General features: G+C 45.2%; 21 protein-coding genes and 2 tRNA genes. 20 read left to right on the top strand and 3 right to left on the bottom strand.

Annotation, left to right across the window (positions count from 1 at the left end):
- The first annotated feature begins 89 nt into the window (after positions 1–89).
- The 16 genes from ftsH (at position 90) to AB6D93_RS05520 (ending at position 17,641) form a co-directional block, all read left to right on the top strand.
- Entirely contained in the window at positions 90–2,057 is a 1,968-nt protein-coding gene (gene ftsH / locus AB6D93_RS05595; protein WP_017059395.1) for an ATP-dependent zinc metalloprotease FtsH, read from the top strand.
- Positions 2,058–2,145: 88 nt separating this feature from the next.
- Positions 2,146–2,976 (top strand): dihydropteroate synthase, encoded by an 831-nt coding sequence (gene folP, locus AB6D93_RS05590; protein WP_102331943.1) that lies wholly within the window; start codon positions 2,146–2,148, stop codon positions 2,974–2,976.
- Positions 2,977–2,997: 21 nt separating this feature from the next.
- Positions 2,998–4,338, top strand: coding sequence for a phosphoglucosamine mutase (gene glmM, locus AB6D93_RS05585; protein ID WP_017059393.1), 1,341 nt, complete (start codon positions 2,998–3,000; stop codon positions 4,336–4,338).
- A 294-nt stretch (positions 4,339–4,632) separates the two neighbouring features.
- Positions 4,633–4,965: a preprotein translocase subunit SecG gene (gene secG, locus AB6D93_RS05580; RefSeq protein ID WP_017059392.1), complete on the top strand. Its 333-nt coding sequence runs from the start codon at positions 4,633–4,635 to the stop codon at positions 4,963–4,965.
- A gap of 16 nt (positions 4,966–4,981) precedes the next feature.
- Positions 4,982–5,066 (top strand) — tRNA-Leu (locus AB6D93_RS05575).
- A 53-nt stretch (positions 5,067–5,119) separates the two neighbouring features.
- Positions 5,120–5,196 (top strand) — tRNA-Met (locus AB6D93_RS05570).
- A 234-nt stretch (positions 5,197–5,430) separates the two neighbouring features.
- Positions 5,431–5,886 carry a ribosome maturation factor RimP gene (rimP, locus tag AB6D93_RS05565; RefSeq protein WP_004738265.1) on the top strand — a complete coding sequence of 152 codons (456 nt, stop codon included), beginning with the start codon at positions 5,431–5,433 and terminating at the stop codon, positions 5,884–5,886.
- Positions 5,887–5,921: 35 nt separating this feature from the next.
- Positions 5,922–7,409, top strand: coding sequence for a transcription termination factor NusA (gene nusA, locus AB6D93_RS05560; protein WP_017059230.1), 1,488 nt, complete (start codon positions 5,922–5,924; stop codon positions 7,407–7,409).
- Between the two features lie 22 nt (positions 7,410–7,431).
- On the top strand, positions 7,432–10,122 hold the full coding sequence (infB, locus tag AB6D93_RS05555; protein WP_017059231.1) for a translation initiation factor IF-2: 2,691 nt from the start codon (positions 7,432–7,434) through the stop codon (positions 10,120–10,122).
- 134 nt (positions 10,123–10,256) lie between these two features.
- Complete coding sequence (gene rbfA / locus AB6D93_RS05550; RefSeq protein WP_017065964.1) at positions 10,257–10,670, top strand: 30S ribosome-binding factor RbfA; 414 nt, start codon at positions 10,257–10,259, stop codon at positions 10,668–10,670.
- Positions 10,670–11,623 carry a tRNA pseudouridine(55) synthase TruB gene (gene truB / locus AB6D93_RS05545; RefSeq protein WP_017059233.1) on the top strand — a complete coding sequence of 318 codons (954 nt, stop codon included), beginning with the start codon at positions 10,670–10,672 and terminating at the stop codon, positions 11,621–11,623. Before rbfA ends, truB begins: the two co-directional genes overlap by 1 nt.
- Positions 11,624–11,836: 213 nt before the next feature.
- Entirely contained in the window at positions 11,837–12,106 is a 270-nt protein-coding gene (rpsO, locus tag AB6D93_RS05540) for a 30S ribosomal protein S15 (RefSeq protein WP_010436144.1), read from the top strand.
- A 378-nt stretch (positions 12,107–12,484) separates the two neighbouring features.
- Positions 12,485–14,605 (top strand): polyribonucleotide nucleotidyltransferase, encoded by a 2,121-nt coding sequence (pnp, locus tag AB6D93_RS05535; protein WP_017059234.1) that lies wholly within the window; start codon positions 12,485–12,487, stop codon positions 14,603–14,605.
- Positions 14,606–14,729: 124 nt separating this feature from the next.
- Positions 14,730–15,653: a lipoprotein NlpI gene (nlpI, locus tag AB6D93_RS05530; RefSeq protein WP_017059235.1), complete on the top strand. Its 924-nt coding sequence runs from the start codon at positions 14,730–14,732 to the stop codon at positions 15,651–15,653.
- 153 nt (positions 15,654–15,806) lie between these two features.
- On the top strand, positions 15,807–16,214 hold the full coding sequence (locus tag AB6D93_RS05525; RefSeq protein WP_017056675.1) for a MarR family winged helix-turn-helix transcriptional regulator: 408 nt from the start codon (positions 15,807–15,809) through the stop codon (positions 16,212–16,214).
- A gap of 89 nt (positions 16,215–16,303) precedes the next feature.
- Positions 16,304–17,641, top strand: coding sequence for an MATE family efflux transporter (locus AB6D93_RS05520; protein ID WP_017065966.1), 1,338 nt, complete (start codon positions 16,304–16,306; stop codon positions 17,639–17,641).
- 85 nt (positions 17,642–17,726) lie between these two features.
- On the opposite strand, the gene AB6D93_RS05515 is transcribed toward AB6D93_RS05520, so the two are convergent.
- The 3 genes from AB6D93_RS05515 to AB6D93_RS05500 all read right to left on the bottom strand — a co-directional run bounded on the left by AB6D93_RS05515 (position 17,727) and on the right by AB6D93_RS05500 (position 21,845).
- Positions 17,727–18,605, bottom strand: a complete 879-nt coding sequence (locus AB6D93_RS05515; RefSeq protein WP_017059237.1) for a U32 family peptidase — start codon at positions 18,603–18,605, stop codon at positions 17,727–17,729.
- 18 nt (positions 18,606–18,623) lie between these two features.
- A complete protein-coding gene (locus tag AB6D93_RS05510) occupies positions 18,624–19,637 on the bottom strand; it encodes a peptidase U32 family protein (RefSeq protein WP_017068227.1) in 1,014 nt (337 codons plus the stop codon).
- Positions 19,638–19,805: 168 nt separating this feature from the next.
- Positions 19,806–21,845, bottom strand: coding sequence for a bifunctional diguanylate cyclase/phosphodiesterase (locus AB6D93_RS05500; protein ID WP_017068226.1), 2,040 nt, complete (start codon positions 21,843–21,845; stop codon positions 19,806–19,808).
- Positions 21,846–22,103: 258 nt separating this feature from the next.
- Here AB6D93_RS05500 and AB6D93_RS05495 point away from each other — a divergent pair, with 258 nt between their 5' ends.
- From AB6D93_RS05495 to rimI, 4 genes are all read left to right on the top strand, one after another.
- A complete protein-coding gene (locus AB6D93_RS05495; protein ID WP_029235120.1) occupies positions 22,104–22,631 on the top strand; it encodes an SCP2 domain-containing protein in 528 nt (175 codons plus the stop codon).
- Complete coding sequence (locus AB6D93_RS05490; protein ID WP_017063279.1) at positions 22,615–23,118, top strand: GNAT family N-acetyltransferase; 504 nt, start codon at positions 22,615–22,617, stop codon at positions 23,116–23,118. Before AB6D93_RS05495 ends, AB6D93_RS05490 begins: the two co-directional genes overlap by 17 nt.
- A gap of 198 nt (positions 23,119–23,316) precedes the next feature.
- Positions 23,317–23,715 carry a DNA polymerase III subunit psi gene (locus tag AB6D93_RS05485; RefSeq protein ID WP_017063280.1) on the top strand — a complete coding sequence of 133 codons (399 nt, stop codon included), beginning with the start codon at positions 23,317–23,319 and terminating at the stop codon, positions 23,713–23,715.
- Positions 23,708–24,163, top strand: a complete 456-nt coding sequence (rimI, locus tag AB6D93_RS05480; protein ID WP_017063281.1) for a ribosomal protein S18-alanine N-acetyltransferase — start codon at positions 23,708–23,710, stop codon at positions 24,161–24,163. Before AB6D93_RS05485 ends, rimI begins: the two co-directional genes overlap by 8 nt.
- The last annotated feature ends 19 nt before the right edge of the window (positions 24,164–24,182 follow it).

Genomic DNA, 24,182 nt, shown 5'->3' with positions numbered 1-24,182 from the left:
GAGAGTTAACAACATGGCTACAGGTTACAAACTGTAGTACCCTACCTTTAATTACAATTAGTTATCGAGAGGCTTACACCTTGAGTGACATGGCAAAAAATTTAATTCTGTGGCTTGTTATCGCGGTAGTGTTGATGTCGGTATTCCAGAGCTTCGGCCCTGGGGAAAGTAACGGCAGAGCAGTAGATTACACCACGTTTGTACAGGAAGTTGGCCAAGGCCAGATTCAAGACGCACAGTTCAATAACAGCGAAATCACTTTCACACGTCGTGGTGGTGGTTCTAAGTATGTAACTTACATGCCTGTTTATGATCAAAAGCTACTTGATGACTTAATTAATCAAAACGTAAAAGTTCAGGGTACACCACCTGAAGAGCAGAGCCTGCTTGGCACTATCTTCATCTCATGGTTCCCAATGATCTTACTGATTGGTGTATGGATTTTCTTCATGCGTCAAATGCAAGGCGGCGGCGGCGGTAAAGGCGCGATGTCTTTCGGTAAGAGTAAAGCTCGAATGATGAGCGAAGAACAAATCAAAACCATGTTTGCTGATGTTGCTGGTTGTGACGAAGCAAAAGAAGACGTGAAAGAGCTTGTGGACTACCTTCGTGACCCAAGCCGCTTCCAAAAGCTAGGTGGTAAGATCCCGACAGGTATCCTGTTGGTTGGTCCTCCTGGTACGGGTAAAACATTGCTTGCAAAAGCGATTGCCGGTGAAGCGAAAGTACCGTTCTTTACTATCTCTGGTTCTGACTTCGTTGAAATGTTTGTTGGTGTTGGTGCATCTCGTGTGCGTGACATGTTCGAACAAGCGAAGAAAGCGGCACCTTGTATCATCTTTATCGATGAAATTGATGCTGTAGGTCGTCAACGTGGCGCTGGTGTTGGTGGTGGTCACGATGAACGTGAACAAACACTGAACCAAATGTTGGTTGAGATGGATGGTTTCGAAGGTAACGAAGGTATTATCGTTATCGCTGCGACTAACCGTCCAGACGTACTAGACCCTGCATTACTTCGTCCTGGTCGTTTTGACCGTCAAGTTGTGGTTGGTCTACCGGATGTACGTGGTCGTGAACAGATTCTTAAAGTACACATGCGTAAAGTGCCACTATCAGGTGATGTTGAACCGTCGCTGATCGCTCGTGGTACTCCAGGCTTCTCTGGTGCAGATCTTGCGAACCTTGTGAACGAAGCGGCGCTATTTGCTGCTCGTGGTAACAAGCGCAATGTATCTATGGTTGAGTTTGAACTTGCGAAAGACAAAATTATGATGGGTGCAGAGCGCCGTTCAATGGTTATGTCTGAAGAAGTGAAAGAGTCAACGGCTTACCACGAAGCGGGTCACGCAATTGTTGGTCGTTTGGTACCTGAACACGATCCAGTGTACAAGGTGTCAATCATTCCACGTGGTCGTGCGCTTGGTGTAACCATGTACCTACCTGAGCAAGACCGCGTAAGCATGTCTCGCCAACATCTAGAATCAATGATCTCTAGTTTGTACGGTGGTCGTCTTGCTGAAGAACTTATTTACGGTAAAGACAAAGTGTCAACTGGTGCGTCTAACGATATCGAACGTGCAACTGATATTGCTCGTAAGATGGTTACGCAGTGGGGCTTCTCTGAGAAATTGGGTCCTCTTCTTTACGCAGAAGAAGAAGGTGAAGTTTTCCTAGGTCGCGGCATGAGCCAAGCTAAGCACGTTTCTGATGACACGACTAAGCTTATCGATGAAGAGATTCGTATCCTTATCGACCGTAACTACGATAGAGCTAAGAAGATTCTTGAAGATAACATGGATATCATGCATTCGATGAAAGACGCTCTAATGAAGTTCGAAACGATCGATGCAGGTCAAATTGATGACTTGATGGAGCGTAAGCAAGAGATTCGTGATCCAGCTGGTTGGGGTGATCAGGTAAAAGCTGAACCTACAAAGGAAGAAGCAAAACCTGAAGCTAAGGCAGAAGAAGCTAAAGCGGAACCTAAAGCTGAAGAGTCAAAAGTTGAAGAAGTTAAATCTGAATCAGATGATGCTCAAAACAAAGATTCTTAATCGCTAAACTATCAATTAAAACCCTGAGTACGCTCAGGGTTTTTCTGTTTATAGCCTATGGTGTTTTTCCCTTTAAGATCGGCCTTCCATGATATTAAAAGCAAAGAATAAAACTCTCGTGTTAGATCGCCCACATGTGATGGGCATCCTCAATGTCACCCCTGACTCTTTCTCTGACGGTGGGAAATTTAACTCACTTGATAATGCCTTACAGCAAGCTGAACGCATGGTTCAAGCGGGCGTTAGCATTATCGATATTGGTGGTGAGTCAACTCGACCTGGCGCTCCTGATGTTTCGTTAGAAGAGGAGCTTGCCCGTGTCATTCCTGCTATTAAAGCCATTCGTGCCAAGTTTGATGTGTGGATCTCGATAGATACCAGTAAAGCGGAAGTGATGCGCCAAGCTGTTGAAGCGGGCGCTGATTTGATCAATGATGTGCGCGCTTTGCAAGAGCCTGGAGCATTACAAGTCGCCGCTGATGCTAATGTTCCGATTTGTCTGATGCACATGAAAGGTCAGCCGAGAACCATGCAAGCTAACCCAAGTTATGATGATGTTCTTCAGGATGTAGAAGCATTCTTGCAAGAAAGGGTAGAAGCGTGTGAGGCGGTGGGTATTTCAAAAGATCAGCTGATCCTTGACCCTGGTTTTGGTTTTGGTAAAACCATTGAGCATAATTACCACCTATTAGCGCACCTTGAAAAGTTTCACAGGCTTGGGTTGCCAGTCTTAGCGGGGATGTCGAGAAAGTCGATGATTTTTAAGCTACTAGACAAAGCTCCAGCAGATTGCATGGTTGCTAGCGTCACTTGCGCTACCATCGCTGCAATCAAAGGCGCACAAATTATTCGCGTTCATGATGTTGAAGATACATTGGAAGCGATGAAGATAATCGAAGTGATGAATAACAATCACTAATCATAATTAAGGAAAATCAATATGTCTGATAAGAGACGTTACTTCGGCACAGATGGTGTGCGTGGCAAAGTAGGCCAGTACCCGATTACACCTGATTTTGTTCTGAAGCTTGGCTGGGCTGCGGGTCGTGTTCTTGCGAAGCAAGGCACAAAGAAAGTCATCATTGGTAAAGATACTCGTATCTCTGGTTACATGCTTGAGTCAGCGCTAGAAGCTGGCCTTGCTGCTGCTGGTCTTCAGGCTACGTTTACTGGCCCAATGCCAACACCTGCTGTGGCTTACCTAACTCAAACCTTCCGCGCTGAAGCCGGTATTGTTATCTCTGCATCACACAACCCATACTACGATAACGGTATCAAGTTCTTCTCTTCTGAGGGAACAAAACTGCCGGACGATATCGAGTTGGCAATTGAAGCTGAGTTGGATAAAGACATCGAATGTGTTGATTCTTCAGAGCTAGGTAAAGCAGTACGTTTGAACGATGCGGCTGGCCGTTACATCGAGTTCTGTAAAAGTACGTTCCCACATAAAATGACATTAGCTGGCATGAAGATCGTTATCGATTGTGCACATGGTGCGACTTACCACATTGCGCCTGCTGTATTTAAAGAACTGGGTGCTGAGGTCGTTGCGATTGGTGTTGAGCCAAACGGTACTAACATCAACCACGAAGTCGGTGCGACGGATGTACGTGCTCTGCAAGCAAAAGTGCTTGAAGAAAAAGCGGCATTAGGTCTTGGCTTTGATGGTGATGGTGACCGTATCATCATGGTTGACGAGCTAGGCAACAAAGTTGATGGCGACCAAATCGCTTACATTATTGCTCGTGATGCACTGCGTCGCGGTGAGTTGAAAGGCGGCGTTGTTGGTACACTAATGACCAACCTGGGTATGGAAAACGGCCTTAAGCAGTTAGGTATTCCGTTTGTACGTGCTGCTGTTGGTGACCGTTACGTAATGGAACAGCTTCTTGCTAAAGGCTGGAAGATCGGCGCTGAAAACTCGGGGCACGTTATCCTACTAGATAAAGTGACGACGGGTGATGCTATCGTTGCTGCTCTGCAAGTTTTGGCTTCAGTTGTTGATAGCGAAATGACACTGAATGAGTTGTCTCAGGGCATGACGTTGTACCCTCAAGTTCTAGAAAACGTTCGTTTCAGCGGAGATTCAAACCCACTAGAAGCCGAAGCGGTAAAAGCAGCGGTTGTTGAAGTAGAAGCTGAGCTTGGCGAGAAAGGTCGTGTGCTATTACGCAAGTCTGGTACCGAGCCACTACTGCGTGTCATGGTTGAAGGCGAAGATGCAGAGCTTGTTCAAGCATCAGCGCTTAAGATTGCAGATGCAGTAAAAGCAAACTGCTAATTTAACCTTTTACTTAGCTGGCGCAGCGAATAGCGCTTGTGATTAGAAGTGGTTGACTTATATCACGGTCAAAAGATATAACGGTCAAAAGAGACATAAATGAGTTTTGTGTCGCTTTTGACCTTTTTTTGACCATTCACTTGGTAAAGGCTTATTTTTTAGCAAATTCTCCTTGTCAGCCATCGTCGCATTCGCTAGTATTGCTCGGCCTTCAGTTAGGAGGTCGCTAGCCTTGTTCTTAAAAATAGTTTTTTGAACGGCGCTGGCTCAACAATTAGGAACATAGGTGGAAAAATGTTTACAGTTCTACTTGTGATTTACCTGTTGGCAGCGCTTGGTGTAATTGGCCTAGTGTTGATTCAACAAGGTAAAGGCGCAGATATGGGAGCCTCTTTCGGTGCTGGCGCTTCAAACACTGTGTTTGGTGCTGGTGGCTCAGGAAATTTCCTTACCCGAATGACTGCAATTTTTGCAACTACATTTTTTATCCTTAGCTTAGTGCTTGGTAATATGTCTACACATAAAACTGAGTCACAATGGATTGACCCGACCCAAGGTCAGGTGATTCAACAAGCTGATGATGCAGTGAGTGAAGTTCCGGCGCAAGGCGACGAAATTCCACAATAATCTGTAAAGATTTGATGCCGAGATGGTGAAATTGGTAGACACGCTAGCATGAGGTGCTAGTGCCTTAGGGTGTGAGGGTTCGAGTCCCTCTCTCGGCACCATGTTTACAAACTTGTAAAACATCTTGTTGGGCGTATAATGCTCGCAAGTCGGACGCGGGATGGAGCAGTTTGGTAGCTCGTCGGGCTCATAACCCGAAGGTCGTCGGTTCAAATCCGGCTCCCGCAACCAATTTCAATGCTATTATATAGCTTGTATTGGTAGCAAGTTTGCACAGTGTGAACCTCACTGTGAGTTAGGTGCGATATCGAATGTGATGGCACTTAACATATAAGGGTCCAGCAACAAAAACCCCGGCTTATACGGGGTTTTTTGTTATCTAAGCATTTGTAAATGTATTTAGATAATGTTTGCTTGGAATTTAAATTGGGCTTTGAGCCCTTTTTTTGTTTCTGGAGTGGTTAAATGACTGGTTTAGAAAGACAACTTACTGAAATGCTTGACGCTCCAGTAGCAGCATCAGGTTATGAGTTAGTTGGATTAGAATTTATTCGTGCTGGTGAGCACTCAACGCTACGTATTTACATCGATTCACCAAACGGTATCAATGTAGATGATTGCGCTGAAGTTAGCCACCAAGTAAGTGCCGTAATGGACGTTGAAGATCCAATTTCAGTGGCTTATAACCTTGAAGTGTCTTCACCAGGTTTAGAGAGACCACTGTTCAAAGCAGAGCATTACCAACAATTTATTGGTCACGAGGTAAGCATCGTTTTGAAAATGGCTGTCGGCAACCGTCGTAAATGGAAAGGTGATATCCAATCTATCGAAGGCGAGACAGTGAAAGTATTGGTTGAAGGACAAGAAGAAGAATTCGTCCTGAGCAATATTGCGAAAGCTAACCTGATCCCTAAATTTTAGTTCTCCTAGAGAGAAGAGCTTAAGAGGCTAGATTAATGAACAAAGAAATTTTGGCGGTAGTAGAAGCTGTTTCAAATGAGAAAGCAGTTCCTCGTGAGCGTATTTTTGAAGCGCTTGAAATCGCGCTTGCAACGGCAACAAAAAAGAAAAGCGAACTAGAAATTGAAGTTCGTGTTGAAATTGACCGTAAAACGGGTGATTTCGAAACTTTCCGTCGTTGGGAAGCTGTTGAGGAAGTTGAATTCCCAACAAAAGAAATCTCTATTGAAGCTGCAAAGTACGATGACCCAGAGATCGAACTTGGCGGTTTCATTGAAGATGATATCGAATCAGTAACGTTTGACCGTATTACGACTCAAACGGCTAAGCAAGTTATCGTACAGAAAGTACGTGAAGCTGAACGCGCTCAAATCGTTGAGCAGTTCATCGATAACGAAGGCGAGCTAGTAACTGGCGCAGTTAAGAAAGTTAACCGTGACACTATTATTCTAGACCTAGGTAACAACGCTGAAGCGGTAATCCTTCGTGATGACCAACTTCCTCGTGAAAACTTCCGTCCAGGTGACCGTGTTCGTGGTCTTCTTTACGCAGTTAAACCAGAAGCTCGTGGTTTCCAGCTTTTCGTTACTCGTTCGAAGCCAGAAATGCTAGCTGAACTATTCCGTGTTGAAGTGCCTGAGATTGGTGAAGAGCTAATTGAACTTAAAGGTGCTGCACGTGACGCTGGTTCTCGTGCTAAAATCGCTGTGAAAACAAACGACAAACGTATTGACCCAGTTGGTGCGTGTGTTGGTATGCGTGGCGCACGTGTACAAGCTGTTTCTAACGATCTTGGTGGTGAACGTATCGATATCGTTCTTTGGGATGATAACCCGGCTCAATTCGTAATCAACGCAATGGCTCCTGCTGATGTTGCTTCAATCATCGTTGATGAAGACGCACACTCTATGGATATCGCTGTTGAAGCGGATAACCTAGCACAAGCGATTGGCCGTAGCGGTCAAAACGTACGTCTAGCGTCTCAACTTACTGGTTGGGAACTGAACGTAATGACTGTTGCTGATCTTGAGAAGAAGCACCAAGAAGAAGCAGTTGCATCTATTGAAAACTTCATGAAGCACCTAGACATTGAAGAAGACTTTGCTCAAATGCTTGTTGAAGAAGGCTTCTCTACGCTTGAAGAAGTAGCATACGTTCCTGTGAACGAGCTTCTTGAAGTAGACGGTCTAGACGAAGGTATCGTTGAAGAACTACGTAACCGCGCAAAAGACGCACTGACTACTCTAGCGCTAGCGAAAGAAGAAACTTTCGACGGTGTTGAGCCTGCTGAAGACTTACTTGCACTTGAAGGTCTTGAGCGTGAAATGGCTTACAAGCTAGCAGCAAAAGGCGTTGCGACACTGGAAGACCTAGCTGACCAAGGCGTTGATGAACTAGAAGGCATCGAAGACCTAACTGCAGAGCGTGCAGGCGAGCTAATTATGGCTGCGCGTAACATCTGTTGGTTCGGCGACGAAGAATAATTCAGCAAGGAGAGAAAGCGGTATGACACAATTAACAGTTAAAGCACTGAGTGAAGAGATTGGTACGCCAGTTGACCGCTTAATTGAACAACTTGCTGATGCAGGCATGAAGAAAGCAGGGTCGGATCAAGTGACTGATTCAGAGAAGCAAACATTGCTAACGCACCTTAAAAAGGAGCACGGCGATACTTCAGGCGAAACAGAACCGACTCGTTTAACTCTTCAACGCAAGACCCGCAGCACGCTAAGTGTTGCCGCTGGAGGCGGTAAGAGTAAGGATGTTCAAGTAGAGGTACGTAAAAAGCGTACTTACGTGAAGCGCAGCACTATTGAAGATGAAGCGAAACGTGAAGCTGAGGAAGTAGCTAATCGTGAAGCGGAAGAGAAAGCACAACGCGATGCTGAAGAGCAAGCGAAACGTGATGCTGCAGAGAAAGCACAGCGCGAAGCTGAAGAAAAAGTAACACGTGAAGCGGATGCAAAACGTGAAGCTGAAGAGAAGGCTCAACGCGCACAAGCTGAAAAGGCTAAAAAAGACATGAATTCAAAAAATGCAGACGCTAACGCACAAGCGAAAAAAGAAGCGGATGAACTTAAAGCTCGTCAAGAGCTAGAAGCAACTCGTAAAGCAGAAGCTGAAGCAGCTAAGCTTGTTGAAGAAGCTCGTAAGTTAGCAGAAGAGAACCAAGAACGTTGGTCTGAAGAAGAGAAGAAGAAGAAAGAGCAAGAGAAATCTGCGGATTACCATGTGACTACTTCTACTTACGCTCGTGAAGCTGAAGATGCGGCAGATAAGAAAGATGAGAAAGCACCTCGTCGTCGCAAGAAGAAAGCAGCTCCTGCTAACCAACCTGCAAACAACCGTGGTGGTCGTAACCAGCGTGGTCGTGGCGGTAAAGGTAAGCTTGCTAAACCAACTTCAATGCAGCAAGGCTTCGATAAGTCAGCAACTGTTGCTAAATCTGACGTTGCTATCGGCGAAACTATCGTTGTTTCTGAACTGGCTAGCAAAATGTCAGTTAAAGCAACTGAAGTTATCAAAGTAATGATGAAGATGGGCGCTATGGCGACTATCAACCAAGTGATCGACCAAGAAACAGCACAACTTGTTGCTGAAGAAATGGGTCACAAGGTAATCCTACGTAAAGAAAACGAACTTGAAGAAGCAGTACTAGCTGACCGTGATAGCGATGCTATCGCTGAAGGTCGTGCTCCTGTTGTTACTATCATGGGTCACGTTGACCACGGTAAAACTTCAACACTTGATTACATTCGTAAAGCACACGTTGCTTCTGGCGAAGCTGGCGGTATCACGCAGCACATTGGTGCTTACCACGTAGATACTGACAACGGTATGATCACTTTCCTTGATACTCCTGGACACGCGGCGTTTACAGCTATGCGTGCTCGTGGTGCTCAAGCGACAGATATCGTTGTACTTGTAGTTGCAGCAGACGATGGCGTAATGCCACAAACAATCGAAGCAATCCAGCACGCGAAAGCGGCAGGCGTTCCTCTGATTGTTGCTGTGAACAAGATCGATAAAGAGGGTGCAAACCCAGACAACGTTAAGAATGAGCTAGCTCAATACGACGTTATCCCTGAAGAATGGGGCGGTGAGAACATCTTCGTTCACATCTCTGCAAAACAGGGTACAAACATCGATGGTCTTCTAGAAGCAATCCTTCTTCAGTCTGAAGTTCTTGAACTTACAGCGGTTAAAGAAGGCATGGCGTCTGGTGTTGTTGTTGAATCTCGTCTTGATAAAGGTCGTGGTCCAGTTGCAACAGTACTAGTACAGTCTGGTACTCTAAACAAAGGCGATATCGTTCTTTGTGGTCAAGAGTACGGCCGTGTTCGTGCAATGCGTGATGAAAACGGTAAAGACATCGAAACTGCAGGTCCATCTATTCCTGTAGAAATTCTAGGTCTTTCTGGTGTTCCTTCGTCAGGCGATGAAGCGACTGTTGTACGTGATGAGCGTAAAGCACGTGAAGTTGCGAACTACCGTCAAGGTAAATTCCGTGATGTTAAACTAGCTCGCCAACAAAAAGCGAAACTAGAGAACATGTTCGCGAACATGACGGCTGGCGAAGTTGCTGAGCTTAACGTGGTACTTAAAGCTGACGTTCAAGGTTCTGTAGAAGCGATTGCTGACTCTCTACTGAAACTGTCAACTGACGAAGTGAAAGTGAACATCGTAGGTTCTGGTGTTGGTGGTATTACTGAAACTGATGCAACGCTTGCTGCAGCTTCTAACGCTATCATCCTTGGTTTCAACGTTCGTGCTGACGCAACTGCGCGTAACACGGTTCAGAACGAAAACCTAGATCTACGTTACTACTCAATCATTTACCAACTGATTGACGAAGTTAAACAGGCGATGGGCGGTATGCTTGCTCCTGAATTCCGTCAAGAGATTATTGGTCTTGCACAAGTTCGTGACGTATTTAAGTCGCCTAAACTTGGTGCAATCGCTGGTTGTATCGTGACTGAAGGTACGATTAAGCGTAGCAACCCAATCCGCGTACTTCGTGAAAACGTTGTTATCTACGAAGGTGAACTAGAGTCACTTCGTCGCTTTAAAGATGACGTACAAGAAGTTAAGAACGGTTACGAGTGTGGTGTCGGCGTTAAGAACTACAACGACGTTCGCGTTGGTGACCAGATCGAAGTATTCGAAATCGTTGAGGTTAAACGTACTCTAGACTAATCAGTCTGTACGACTCGACATATTGACTAAGGTTACTAACATTACTAGTAAAGGTAATAAGTAATCGGTTGTTGAATACACCATGGGGGGCTGGTAATTACCAAGCCCCCCATCTTTCTAAGTGAGAAAAGAAAATGTCAAAAGAATTTAGCCGCACACAACGTGTGTCTCAGCAGCTTCAAAAAGAGCTTGCTCTTATCCTACAACGTGAAGTTCGTGACTCACGTATTGGTATGGTAACTATCTCAGACGTAGAAGTGTCTCGTGACCTTGCTTACGCAAAAGTGTTCGTGACTTTCCTGTGTGTTGGTGAGCAAACTCCTGAATCATGCCTTAAAGCTCTTAAAGAGCATGAAGTGCCAGTTCGTATGGCTCTTGGTAAGCGTATTCGCCACCGTCTAACGCCTGAAGTTCGTTTTACTTACGACAACACACTAGTAGAAGGCATGCGTATGTCTAACCTAGTAAGTGAAGTTCTGAACGACGACAAGCGTAAGCAAGAAGAAGCTGGCCGCACTGACGAAACTCAGTCTAAGGGCGAAGAGTAATGGCTCGCCGTCGTAAAGGTCGCCCTATCAACGGGGTAATTCTATTAGATAAGCCGACTGGTATTTCGTCTAATGATGCACTGCAAAAAGTAAAGCGTATTTACTTTGCAGAGAAGGCAGGGCACACCGGTGCTCTGGATCCTCTTGCGACTGGCATGCTGCCAATTTGTCTTGGTGAAGCGACGAAGTTCTCTCAGTTTCTTCTAGATTCTGATAAGCGCTACGTTGTTATCGCTAAGCTTGGTGAGCGTACCAATACCTCTGACTCTGATGGTGAAGTGGTAGAGACACGTGATGTTAACGTGACTCAAGAACAGCTTGAGCGTTGCATTGCGAGCTTCAAGGGTGAAACCGATCAGATACCATCAATGTTTTCGGCATTGAAGTATCAAGGTAAGCCTTTGTACGAATACGCACGTGCAGGTATTGAGGTTCCTCGTGAGTCTCGTAAGATCACTGTGTACTCTATTGAACTGCTTCGCTTTGAAGGTGATGAAGTTGAAATGGAAGTGCATTGTTCGAAAGGCACATACATCCGCACAATTACCGACGATCTTGGTGAGATGCTAGGTTGTGGTGCTCACGTGACCATGCTTCGTCGTACAGGTGTCGCGAAGTACCCATACGAGCGTATGGTGACTTTGGAGCAGTTAAACGAGATCTTAGAGCAAGCACAGGCGCAAGAAATTGCACCGAAAGAGCTGCTTGATCCACTGCTGATGCCAATGGACACTGCCGTTGAAGACTTACCAGAAGTAAACCTGAACGCGGAACTGACTGACCTAGTTCAGCACGGTATGCCAGTTCAGGTTGCTGGTGCGCCAACTGAAGGCACGGTTCGTATGACAAGTGGCGAAGAGAAGCTGTTTGTCGGCGTAGCTCAGATTGCTGAAGATGGCCGAGTTGCACCGAAGCGTTTGGTTGTTTTCAGAGATGAAGAGCCACAAGCGTAGCGCTTACATCGGATCTTAGCGCTGAGTCGTGAAAAGCGAGCAAATAAGATAGAAAGCGAACGCCTAATTTAGGTGGTTCGCTTTTTTCGTTTTTAATGGGTTCGATTGTTATTGCACCAACTGACAAACTTCCCTATAATCCTCGGCTCGCGTAGCGGCTGAATCAGAGATTGGCTGCTACAAATATAAACTTACTCTTATCAGGAGAGAATTATGTCTCTGAATGCAGAAACTAAAGCAGCAATCGTTGCAGAATACGCACAATCTGAAGGCGACACAGGTTCACCAGAAGTACAAGTAGCACTACTTACTGCTTCTATCAACCACCTACAAGGTCACTTCAAAGCGCACAAACACGATCACCACAGCCGTCGTGGTCTACTACGTATGGTTTCTAGCCGTCGTAAGCTTCTTGATTACTTGAAAGGCAAAAACCTTGCTCGTTACCAAGACCTAATCAAGCGTCTAGGCCTACGTCGCTAATAGCGATGTCTGCAAAGACAGTTTGAAGAAAAGGAGCATTTATGCTCCTTTTTTTGTGCCTGTAAGAAAATGCTAGGCTGGATGCTCAGAATATCATCTGGCTTTTTCTGATAGGAAATATATCTCCTAATAAAAATAGTTTATACTACGCCCGCCTATAGCGTTTTCAGCGTTTGGCAATCAACCTCTCAAGAGATTACAGTCACAGATGTCGGCCAATAGGTCGCGACTATTCAAAGGCGGATTTGGTCTTAATTCGGCGTATGAACACATACAAAGAGTCACCATCCTAAGTCCCTTTTCACTAGTCGCGATTGGTAATGTCTTGAGTCATTATTCACTTAATCTAAAGTCTGACTTTAGAGCTAAGGATATACAATGTTTGAAAAACCAGTTGTAAAATCGTTCCAGTACGGTAACCACACCGTTACTCTAGAAACGGGCGTAATTGCACGTCAAGCTACTGCTGCTGTAATGGCGACTATGGACGATACTTCAGTATTCGTTTCTGTTGTTGCTAAGAAAGAAGCAGTTGCAGGTCAAGACTTCTTCCCACTAACAGTAAACTACCAAGAGCGTACATACGCTGCGGGTAAAATCCCTGGTGGTTTCTTCAAGCGTGAAGGTCGTCCATCTGAAGGCGAAACACTAACAGCTCGTCTGATTGACCGTCCAATTCGTCCACTTTTCCCAAGTGCGTTTAAAAACGAAGTTCAAGTTATCGCTACGGTTGTTTCTATCAACCCTGACGTAAACCCAGACATGATCACTATGATCGCAACATCTGCTGCGCTTGCTATCTCTGGTGCTCCATTCAATGGTCCTATCGGTGCTGCACGTGTTGGTCACATCGACGGCGAACTTGTTCTTAACCCATCAAATACTGAGCTTGAAAACTCTAAACTAGACCTAGTTGTGTCTGGTACAGAAGGCGCAGTACTTATGGTTGAATCTGAAGCAGATAACCTATCTGAAGAAGAAATGCTTTCAGCTGTTGTTTACGGTCACGACCAACAACAAGTTGTAATCAAAGCAATCAACGAGTTTGCTGCTGAAGTTGCAACTCCATCTTGGAACTGGGAAGCACCAGCAGTTAACACTGAGCTTAAAGCTCAAGTTGCTGAACTTGCTGAAACTCGTCTATCTGACGCGTACCAGATCACTGAGAAAATGGCTCGTTACGAGCAAGTTGGCGTAATCAAGAACGACGTTGTTGAAGCTCTAATTGCACAAGACGAAAACCTAGATGAGCGCGAAATCCGCGGCATGCTTGGTTCTCTAGAGAAAAACGTAGTACGTAGCCGCATCATCGCTGGCAACCCACGTATCGATGGCCGTGAAAAAGACATGGTTCGTGCGCTAGACGTACGTACTGGTGTTCTTCCACGTACACACGGTTCTTCTCTATTCACTCGTGGTGAAACTCAAGCACTTGTTACTGCAACGCTTGGCACACAACGTGATGCTCAAATCATCGACAGCCTGATGGGTGAGAAGAAAGACAACTTCCTTCTACACTACAACTTCCCTCCATACTGTGTAGGTGAAACTGGTTTCGTTGGTTCTCCTAAGCGTCGTGAAATTGGTCACGGTAAGCTTGCTAAACGTGGTATCCAAGCAGTAATGCCTTCTGTTGAAGAATTCCCATACACAGTTCGTGTTGTATCGGAAATCACAGAATCTAACGGTTCTTCTTCAATGGCTTCTGTATGTGGTACATCTCTAGCTCTTATGGATGCTGGTGTTCCAATCAAAGCTTCTGTTGCGGGTATCGCAATGGGTCTTGTTAAAGAAGGCGACGATTTCGTTGTTCTTTCTGACATCCTTGGCGACGAAGATCACCTAGGTGACATGGACTTTAAAGTAGCAGGTACTAACGCTGGTATCACTGCACTTCAAATGGACATCAAGATCGAAGGTATCACTAAAGAGATCATGCAAATTGCACTTAACCAAGCGCAAGGTGCACGTAAGCACATCCTTTCTGTAATGGATGAAGCTATCTCTGGTGCTCGTGAAGATATCTCTGAATTCGCTCCACGTATCCACACAATGAAAATCAGCTCTGATAAGATCAAAGATGTTATCGGTAAAGGCGGCGCAGTTATCCGTGCTCTTTGTGAAGAAACTGGTACTACAATCGAAATCGAAGACGATGGCACAATCAAGATTGCTGCTACTGAAGGCGCAGCTGCTAAAGAAGCTATCCGTCGTATCGAAGAGATCACAGCTGAAGTTGAAGTTGGCCGCATTTACCAAGGTAAAGTTGCTCGTCTAGCTGACTTCGGTGCATTCGTTACTATCCTTCCAGGTAAAGATGGTCTAGTACACATCTCTCAAATCGCTGACAAGCGCGTTGAGAAAGTGTCTGACTACCTAACTGAAGGTCAAGAAGTTCCTGTTAAGGTTCTTGAAATTGACCGTCAAGGCCGTGTACGTCTAAGCATGAAAGAAGCAGTTGAAACGCCAGCTGAAGGCGAAGCACCTGCTGCTGAGTAATTCTCAGTGTGTCGATGGTGATATCGCTTTTTAGTGATTTCTAACCTATCGTCAACAAAGCATGTTATAAAGGGGAGCATATCGCTCCCCTTTTTTATTGCGGTCATAACAGGAGTAATTATTTGTGAAATGGTTTCAAACCGCGAGTATGTGTTTACTGCTTGTACTAACAGGTTGTGCGACAACATCAGATAACACCTCAAGTTGGGTTTATCCACCGATGGCTGTGCCACTGCAACCAAGCGTTCAGCAAGAAGTTCAAATTGCACGTCTTAGTCAGTTATTACAGCGCCCAGATTTGAACGATGAAGTTCGAGCTAAGATGCTGTTTGAACGTGGTAACTACTACGACAGTGTTGGCCTGCGTGATCTCGCGCGTCTCGACTTCAACCAATCTCTTTCATTGAACCCTGCTCAACCTGATATCTTCAATCTTTTGGGTGTTTACTTTACGCAGGTAGGGGAGTTTGATGCGGCTTATGAATCTTTTGATTCTACGTTAGAGCTTGATCCTGCAAACTCTTACGCAGAAAGGAACCGCTCTATCGCGCTTTACTATGGCGAGCGTTACGACTTAGCCAATGAAGAGATGATGAAGCACTATGCCGACGATCCTAGCGATCCGTTTCGCGCTCTGTGGTTGTACATCATTCAGCATGAGCTGACGCCAGAGCAGGCTAAGCTTGATTTGCAAAAACGTTACGAGAGCCGTGATGAGCAGTGGGGTTGGGTATTAGTCGCGATTATGCTTGATGACATTACTGAAGAGCAGGCTTTCAAGGCGATCTTAACCGGTACTCGTGACAACACGTTACTTGCGCAGCGTCTAACAGAGACGTACTTCTACCTTGCTAAGCGTTACCATATGAATGGTGATTACGCGAATGCTATCTCTTTGTACAAGTTAGCGGTTTCTTTTAACGTGTATGAATACGTAGAACATCGTTACTCTTTCTTAGAATTAAGCCGTATCTTCACCACACTTAAAGCTGAGCACTTAGCGCAAGTTAAGCTGGCTGAGGCCGAAGAAGAAGCCAACGCTAAGTAAGCAACACATTTTGATTCCGAAAAGCCGCTGTCTGTCAGCGGTTTTTTTATGCTCCTTTTTTATGATCTTCATCTCGTTTTGATTGCTTTTTATTTAAACAATACTAAAATAGTTAGCCTTGCTAACTAAATGCTATTCTTTGATTAGGTGAGTATGCTGAACCAGAATTTAGAAAAGATTGAGCGCTTCGCCTCTAAGATATGGCGCACTCAGGTAAATGAAGATCCTATTTGCCAATTGAGCTTCAATGAATATGACTATTTGAAGGTCATTCAAGCCTCTCCTGAACCGATCCGATTGACAGATCTGGCGATTGAAATGCAAGTAACCAAGCCTTCAGCAACTACTATGGTTCAAAGGTTAGAGAGAAAAGGTCTCGTTGAGCGTAAAGCTTCGCTCGAAGATGCGAGGTCTAAGTTGGTCGTACTGACCAGCAAAGCGGAAGTCGGCTTGGAAGAAGAAAGTAAGATCTATCAGGTCATGGCACAGATACTGGAAAGCCGTTTGTCTGAGCAAGAATCTCAGCAGTTAAACCTATTATTAAATAAAGCTTTAAAGTAAATAATTTAGATATTTAGTTAGCCTTGTTAACTAATTTTTCGAGTCATATCTTGTTGATATGCGACTCACAAATGAAAGTAGAGTAAGAAATGAGTAACTCAATTAGTCGTCAATTTTGGCGATACACAATCCCTACCGTGGCGGCCATGTTGGTTAATGGCCTGTACCAAGTGGTGGATGGCATCTTCATTGGCCGCTATGTGGGGGCTGATGGACTTGCAGGTATCAATGTTGCGTGGCCTGTGATTGGTTCGATTCTTGGTATTGGTATGTTGGTGGGTGTGGGCACAGGTGCGCTTGTCTCGATTCGCCAAGGTGAAAAAGATACTCAAGGCGCTAAGCAGATCTTAGCAACGGGCTTAACCTTGTTGTTAGCGATAACGCCTATTGTCTCTGCATTGCTGTTCTTGTTTGCTGATAACTTCTTGCTTTGGCAGGGCGCTGAAGGGCGAGTGTATGAACTTGGTCTGCAGTACTTACACATTCTGATTGGTGCTAGTGTCTTCACGCTAGGTTCGATCGCGATGCCGTTTCTACTGCGTAACGATGACAGTCCGAACTTAGCGACGATACTGATGATCGTTGGTGCGGTGATTAATATCGTGCTCGATTACCTGTTTATCGCTCTCTATGGCTGGGAGTTGATGGGTGCAGCATTAGCAACAGCGATTGCCCAGTTTGTAGTAACGGCTCTCGGCTTGGCTTACTTCTTCTCGCGTCGAGCAAACCTACGTTTACGTTGGAATGAGTTGAGATTGAAGCTGGATGTGATTCCACAAATCTTCGCCATTGGTACATCAAGCTTCTTTATGTACGCTTATGGTTCGATGATGGTGGCGTTGCACAATGCGTTGTTCTCTCAATATGGCGACCAGTTGATGATCGGTGCTTACGCGATTTTGGGCTACATCGTGACGGTTTATTATCTCACGGCTGAAGGTATCGCCAACGGCATGCAACCATTGGTGAGCTACAACCATGGTGCGCGTAACCAAGCAAACATCCGCAAGCTACTTAAGATTGCGATGATGAGTTCGGTATTGATTGGTGTGGCGTTCGTGCTGCTTCTCAATGCGTTCCCACGTGAGTTTGTATCAGTATTTAACTCAGACGAACCTCAGTTGGTTGAGTACACCGTGTTGGGTATTCGCCTTCACATGTTTGCACTGGCGCTGGATGGCTTCTTGGTAGTCGCAGCTGCTTACTATCAAGCGGTGAACAAGGGCAGCAAGGCGATGTTTGTGACTATAGGTAATATGCTTATCCAACTACCGTTCTTGTACATTATGCCTAAGTTGTATGGTGTGCCGGGGATCTGGATTGCGTACCCACTGTCTAACATCGCACTAAGTGTGGTGGTGATGGTAATGCTCTACAAAGACTTAAAGAAGCTCGATGCCTCACCGATGGAAACAGCGACGGCATAGGCCGTGTTTCTTAAGTCGCATTAAAAAGGTCTAGCGAACGCTAGACCTTTTTTGTATCTGTTGCTGGTTAGTCCAATGCGAGGAACTAGATGTTCTTAACGTCTAAACCTGCAAGCTGATGCCAGTAACCATTACATTGGCGGCTTTCAATCTTCATCGGTTTTTGACCTTGCTCGTTCGCTCTGAAGTTATTGATTTCAGAGAAGGTATCGATGCCGAGTGGGCTTAAACGAACCACATCAACCAAGTCGTGCATATTTGGCAAATCGTTGACTAGGTTGTAGCAGTAGCCTGATTGCGTCTGAATACCGTTAAGGTTGAAGACTGATTGGCCTTCTTGGCTTTCTACTTGTAGCCCTGTTGGGTACTTGATACAGCAGGTTTCGCAATCGTCTTTAGCTTTGTTTTCAGCGCGAGCGGTAAAGCAGCGTGCTGAGTAAGCAAGCGGTAGGTAGCCGTGGCTAAACACTTCAACTTCGAACTTGTTACGAATATTTAGCTCTTCGCACTGGGTCATTACGTTGCTTAGCCATTCGCGAGAAAGCTCAACCGGCATACACCAACGCGTCATACCTTGTTTCAAGAACAGGTTCAGGGTGCGTGCGTTGTAGGTGTTTACTGCCGGGCCAACCACGAAAGGTACTTTGCTTTCGCTGGCCAGTTGAATAGCAGACACATCATTGGCTTCGATCGCAAAGTCACCGTTATCGATGTACTTCTTCATGATGTTGACTTCGCTTGGTGCTTCTAGCAATGCCATGGTGGAAAGTACGACTTGCTTACCTGAAGCCGACAGCTCTTTAGCAATGTCCATCCAGTGTTTCGCTTTCATCTCACGACGCTTTGAACACACCGCTTCACCTAGGTAGATGATATCGGCAGAGCTTGATTTCGCTTGCTCATAGAAGCTTTCAACGTCTTGTTTTGGCCAAAAATAAAGTAGAGGGCCTAATGCGTATTTCATTGAGTTCTCCATTTGGCTCTATTGCCATTTACGGTGATAAGCGCCAAGCGTGGTTTGTGTACCTTCAGATACATTCGCCAGTGTCGCATTCCAAGCTTGTTCCACTTGGTATTGTTCTGGGTTCGCTAAGTAGCGATCGATAGCTGCGCGCCAAGTGCGAGTGACTTGTTCAACATAAGCCGGGCTGCGTTGGCGACCTTCAATCTTCACTGAGGCAACGTTTGCCGCGAAAAGCTCAGGCAACATGGATAGCGTGTTGAGGCTGGTGGGCTCTTCAAGTGCGTGATAGCGCTTACGTTCACCATCGATCTCGGCTTCAAAGCGGCCTTTACACAGCGTTGGGTAACCTGCGTTCTCACCTGCTTCATACTTATCGATAAGGATTTCGTTCAAGCGAGACTCGAGGCCAGTTTCTGTTTCTTGCCAGCGAACGTATTTTGCGGGAGAACAAGCACCAACAGTATTTGGTGATTCGCCTGTCATGTATGAAGAGAGGTAGCAACGACCTTCTGCCATGATGCACAAACTACCGAAAGCGAATACTTCAAGGTCAACGTCAGAAGTGATATTACGAGAAAGCTGTTTGACCTGATGAATCGACAACACACGCGGCAGTACGACACGCTTAACGTTGAAGTTTTTATGGTAGAAGTCGATAGCCGCCGCATTGGTCGCAGATGCTTGCACTGATAGGTGCAGTTCTAGATCTGGATACTTATTTGCTGCGTACTCAAGCACCGCGATGTCTGCGATGATCAGCGCATCAACACCCAGAGCAGCGGCGTTGTCTACGGCATTAGTCCAACGGTCGAAGCCATTTGGGTGAGCAAACGTATTTAGGGCAACATGAATTTTCTTGTTGTGGTCATGCACATACTGCACAGCACGATCGAGCTTTTTACCCGCAAAGTTTAGGCCTGCAAAGTGTCGGGCATTGGTATCGTCTTTGAATCCGATATAGACAGCATCCGCACCACAATCAATAGCGGTTTTCAAAGCAGGTAAGTTACCCGCTGGGCATAAGAGTTCCATTTGCTCACTACCAGTAGAATTAAGTTGAAGCGAGCATTTTATGAAGAATTGTGAATGACGGAATTGATGTAAGGCAGGTTTAGATGGATAAATCTGCTTTTACTCCGTTTGAGGTACTGACGAGTGACCGTTTTACATGTTGGCTTGGTTTAAATATGAGGTACTTGATTAGTTCTTATGACGGCGGTTTTGGGCAAACAACTCTTCGACATCTTGTTTTGGTTGCGGACGGTAGAAGTGGAAGCCTTGAATCGAACTACAGTTGAGGTTCGATAGCAGAGTTGCTTGCTCACTGGTTTCGACACCTTCAGCAACCACGGTCAAATCGAGAGATTTACCTAGGTTGATGATGTTTTCAATTACGGTGATTTGCTTTGGTAGGGTATCGATATCAGAGATGAAAGCACGGTCTATCTTAAGCTCATCAATTGGGAAGCGAGCAAGGTAAGACAGTGAAGAGTAACCTGTACCAAAATCATCAATGGAGAGAGCAAAGCCAAGTTTCTTGATGGCGTTAAGCATTTGGAGTGTGTGTTCACTATCACTCATCACCGCACTTTCCGTTAGCTCGAACGTAATCGCACTTGGATCAAGCTCGGTCGAACGCAGTAGCTTTTCCATGTAATCAATCAGTTTCGGGTTACCAAACTGTTCTGGTGAAAGGTTGATAGCCACTCGACCTGGAAGGATACCTTGCATCTTCCAGCGCTTAACCGTAGCAAATACTTCACGCATTACCACTCGGCCAAGTTGTTCAATAAGCCCTGCTCGTTCCGCCACAGGAATGAACGCGGCCGGACTGATATAACCTTCGACAGGATGCTTCCAACGTACCAGAGCTTCAGCGCCGTTGATGGTGAAATCACGGGCATTCACTTTCGGTTGATACCAAACCTCAAGTCCATTTTGTTGCAGTGCTTTTTGGAGCTCTATCTCAAGCCACAGTCGCATACGCGCTTCTTTATTCATCTGTTCGTTGAACTTGATCAGACGATTACGACCACGATCTTTCGCTTCATACATTGCTGTGTCTGCATTTTGCAGCAAGATACGAGCATCAGTACCATCTTGAGGAAAGCTCACACTACCAATAGAGCAGGCTAAGCGCTTGCTAAAGTGGTGAAGATCGAAGGGTTGATTGATCAGGGAAATGATCTTTTCAGCGAGCATTTCAGGTGTTCGCTGATGTTCAGGTTCTGGAAGGATAATACCAAACTCATCCCCGCCTAAATGTCCAATCACGGCCTTACGAGGCAGTAAGCGTTTAAGACGCGAAGCGACCTCTTTAATCACCTTGTCACCGATGTGATGACCAAGTGAGTCATTGATATTTTTAAAGTTATCAATGTCTAAGTAGAGCATCACCACCGGCGTATCGTTGTGAATGAACTGCTCAAGACGCTTAGTAAACCCAACTCGATTGTAGAGTTTGGTCAGTGCATCTATGTAGGCATCTTCACTGTTTGCTGGTGTGTATTGTTTTGCGGTTTCTTGTGCGTCTTGGATAAGCACCAACTGAGTGTTGCTTCCAAGAACAGTGGTGGAGTCGATGTTGAGCTGAACCTTACGTTCAAAGCCGCATCGTGCACCCGTTAAGCAAACCAAACCAGACTCAGAAATAATAGAGCTGAGGTTATTATTGAAGACTGTTTTGGTTTGTTCATCGATAAATAGGCGTCCCAACTCTTCACCAATTAACTCTGTGGTTGAGTTAAAGCCAAGCAAGCGCGCTGCTGCTGGGTTAGATGACAAGATGTAGTCACTTTCAACGAGCAGTAATCCATCTGGAAGTAGTTGAGATAGTTTGTGGAATTTGGCTTCGGATTCTTCTAAAGAACGGACAAGTACTTGGTTTTCTGATGTGTCGAAGGCGTGAAAGACGATGTAGTCGGTTTTGTTGCCATTGGTAAGCGGAGATAGGCTGAAATGAAGGCTGGTATCGAGGTCTGTTTCGTTGAGGGTGACTTCGGCCTCAATCGTTTCGCCACTGAATGCACGCTCATAGTAAGGCTTGAGATGTTGGTAGAACTGTTCGCCCAATGTTTGGCGATCATTCATGCCTGCAAGCTCTGTTTGACTCAAACCAGCAATATCGCAGTAACGCTCATTCACCATAAAATAGTTATGTTGAGCATCAAGTACTGCAAAAAAGAACGGACTATTTGCAGTTAGCTGGGTAAACCAATGTTGTAGTTGTTGGGGAGGCATCAAAGTACTACCAATTCTCCAAGAGCTTGAATATTCACTATCGATAAATATTTATTACTTTTTGTGTGGCTATCGATATTTACCTGTGAGTGCAGCGATCCGCTGTAATTCTCATTACCTGAGTTACTATAACTGTGATTTTCAGGATATTAAAGGTCGAGTATCAAACAGAAGTTAATTTGATACATAACAGTAACTGAGATCTCAACATCATCTATGATGCATTCCATATTATTGACAAAGTTACGGATAAGTCACGTGATAAACAAGATTCGCACTCAACTAGTTCAAAATGCCGCATCAATTTTGCGATCTCCAGTCCAGTTATTGCCTAAAACAGTACAAAAAAGAGCCTTATTGGAGGCGCTTAAGAATGTATTCAAGGAAGCTTTAGAGGACGGTGACTTTGAGTTTTTAGAAGACAAATGGCTGAAAGTCTCAATAAAAGACATGGGGTTAAGTTGGTGTATTAGCTACAAAAATGAGCAACTGGTTGTAGCTGATAAAGAGGTGGTTGAAGATGTAAGCTTTAGCGGCAATCTTAACGATCTTGTGTTGATTGCGGGGCGTAAAGAAGACCCAGATACGCTTTTCTTCCAACGTAGACTGTCTATTGAAGGCGATACCGAGCTCGGTTTAGAAGTTAAAAACTTGATGGATAGCGTAGATTTGGACTTATTGCCGACTCCTATGAAAACTTTGTTAAATCAATTAGCTGATTTTGTGCAGAAGGGAGTACAATCCCCAGATACACAAAGTGAGGTAATGAATGCTTATTCGAACTGAAGCACCGGCAGATATACTTGTCATTGATCGTTTATTGAAATCTGTTTTTGAAACAGATGCAGAAGCTAACTTGGTTATGAGCTTGCGTGAGAATAGCCATTTAACGCTATCGCTGGTGGCTTGTTCTGATGAAGGCGAGGTGGTTGGTCACCTGATGTTTAGCCCTATCACTCTTGATGGCGACGATCATAACTGGCAAGGGCTTGCGCCTCTCGCTGTGAAAGAAGAGTTCCGCAACCAAGGCATTGCCAAATCTCTAGTTGAAGATGCGTTTTCCACTTTGGTTGATTTTGGTTACCCAGCTTGCGTTGTGTTGGGTGACCCTGCTTATTACAGCCGCTTTGGTTTCAAGGCTGCGAGCGAGTTTGGCCTGAGTTGTGTTTGGGATGTGCCTGAAGGTGCTTTCCAAGCGATTGAATTGGTAAACGGTGCGTTTGCTGGACATGCTGGTGAGATTGCTTACAGCCCCGAGTTCAACGACTTATAAGCTGATTTATCACGCAACAAGATACAAACTGATTTAGTCTAAATAAAGGAGCTTGATGCTCCTTTATTTTTTGTTAGTATCAGCCCTGCTCTAATAAGCGCTCTTTCAATAGAGGCAGCTTTCACAAAACTAGTTCTAACAAACTTCTGGCTCCAATAAACTTTGGCTCCAATAAACTTAAGGTTACTACCGCTAGATATGTCACAAACACACGCGCAATACCTACATGAGATGGGCATTAGCCAATGGGAACTAAGTCACCCAGAGCGTTTAGCAGGTTATGAATCTGAATTGACTCCGCTCTCGAGCGATTGCAAGTTACTGTTGGTTTCGCCTGAAAAACCTCAGGAAGATCTCGCCGTGATGTTTGAGCGAGTACTCAAAAGTATCAAGCTCGACTTATCTCAGGCTTTACACCTTCAACCGCAACACTTGTCTACTGTGGATTTAGGTTCGGTTGAGTGGATATGGTTTGCTGGTTGTGAGTCGGCTCAAGAGCTGAAGGCTAAAACACTTCAATCGCCATTACTGTCTGACATTAACGGTAACAACCAACACCGCCGCGACTTATGGCAACAAATTTGTGCTTATGACTAATCAATTTTTACCGACTTCACAACAACACCTAGACGCCATTTGGAAGATAGAGCAGGCCGCGCATTCTCACCCTTGGTCTGAAAATATGATCCGAGATCTTGATAGCCGAGGCGCTTGTCATCATGTCCTTGAGGTTGATGGACAAGTGGTGGGCTATTTCTTCGCGCAAAACATCGTTGGCGAAGTCACATTGCTTAATATCGCGGTAGACCCAAGCCAGCAAGGCAAAGGGTATGGAAAAGCGTTAACGGAACATTTCCTTGATATGTGTGAGCAAGCTGACGCTGAAAGCGCTTGGCTGGAAGTTCGCGAAAGTAATGTGAACGCGTTTAATCTTTACGAAAAGGCAGGCTTCAACGAAGTTGATCGCCGTCGTAATTACTATCCAACTAAACAAGGCAACGAAGATGCCATCATTATGAGCTATCTTTTTATGTCTTTTAGCTAGTCATGTTACGTCTTTTCGC

Source organism: Vibrio sp. 10N.247.310.23, assembly GCF_041467155.1.
GTDB classification, from domain to species: domain Bacteria; phylum Pseudomonadota; class Gammaproteobacteria; order Enterobacterales; family Vibrionaceae; genus Vibrio; species Vibrio crassostreae_C.
The sequence above is the reverse complement of the archived record's forward strand: the minus strand, read 5'-3'. Positions and strand labels throughout refer to the sequence as shown.

Bases quoted from the DNA above. Each gene is read 5' to 3' on its own strand.
- ftsH (WP_017059395.1), top strand. From the start codon at position 90: ATGGCAAAAAATTTAATTCTGTGGCTTGTTATCGCGGTAGTGTTGATG.
- folP (WP_102331943.1), top strand. From the start codon at position 2,146: ATGATATTAAAAGCAAAGAATAAAACTCTCGTGTTAGATCGCCCACAT.
- glmM (WP_017059393.1), top strand. From the start codon at position 2,998: ATGTCTGATAAGAGACGTTACTTCGGCACAGATGGTGTGCGTGGCAAA.
- secG (WP_017059392.1), top strand. From the start codon at position 4,633: ATGTTTACAGTTCTACTTGTGATTTACCTGTTGGCAGCGCTTGGTGTA.
- rimP (WP_004738265.1), top strand. From the start codon at position 5,431: ATGACTGGTTTAGAAAGACAACTTACTGAAATGCTTGACGCTCCAGTA.
- nusA (WP_017059230.1), top strand. From the start codon at position 5,922: ATGAACAAAGAAATTTTGGCGGTAGTAGAAGCTGTTTCAAATGAGAAA.
- infB (WP_017059231.1), top strand. From the start codon at position 7,432: ATGACACAATTAACAGTTAAAGCACTGAGTGAAGAGATTGGTACGCCA.
- rbfA (WP_017065964.1), top strand. From the start codon at position 10,257: ATGTCAAAAGAATTTAGCCGCACACAACGTGTGTCTCAGCAGCTTCAA.
- truB (WP_017059233.1), top strand. From the start codon at position 10,670: ATGGCTCGCCGTCGTAAAGGTCGCCCTATCAACGGGGTAATTCTATTA.
- rpsO (WP_010436144.1), top strand. From the start codon at position 11,837: ATGTCTCTGAATGCAGAAACTAAAGCAGCAATCGTTGCAGAATACGCA.
- pnp (WP_017059234.1), top strand. From the start codon at position 12,485: ATGTTTGAAAAACCAGTTGTAAAATCGTTCCAGTACGGTAACCACACC.
- AB6D93_RS05525 (WP_017056675.1), top strand. From the start codon at position 15,807: ATGCTGAACCAGAATTTAGAAAAGATTGAGCGCTTCGCCTCTAAGATA.
- AB6D93_RS05520 (WP_017065966.1), top strand. From the start codon at position 16,304: ATGAGTAACTCAATTAGTCGTCAATTTTGGCGATACACAATCCCTACC.
- AB6D93_RS05515 (WP_017059237.1), bottom strand. From the start codon at position 18,605: ATGAAATACGCATTAGGCCCTCTACTTTATTTTTGGCCAAAACAAGAC.
- AB6D93_RS05510 (WP_017068227.1), bottom strand. From the start codon at position 19,637: ATGGAACTCTTATGCCCAGCGGGTAACTTACCTGCTTTGAAAACCGCT.
- AB6D93_RS05500 (WP_017068226.1), bottom strand. From the start codon at position 21,845: ATGCCTCCCCAACAACTACAACATTGGTTTACCCAGCTAACTGCAAAT.
- AB6D93_RS05490 (WP_017063279.1), top strand. From the start codon at position 22,615: ATGCTTATTCGAACTGAAGCACCGGCAGATATACTTGTCATTGATCGT.
- AB6D93_RS05485 (WP_017063280.1), top strand. From the start codon at position 23,317: ATGTCACAAACACACGCGCAATACCTACATGAGATGGGCATTAGCCAA.
- rimI (WP_017063281.1), top strand. From the start codon at position 23,708: ATGACTAATCAATTTTTACCGACTTCACAACAACACCTAGACGCCATT.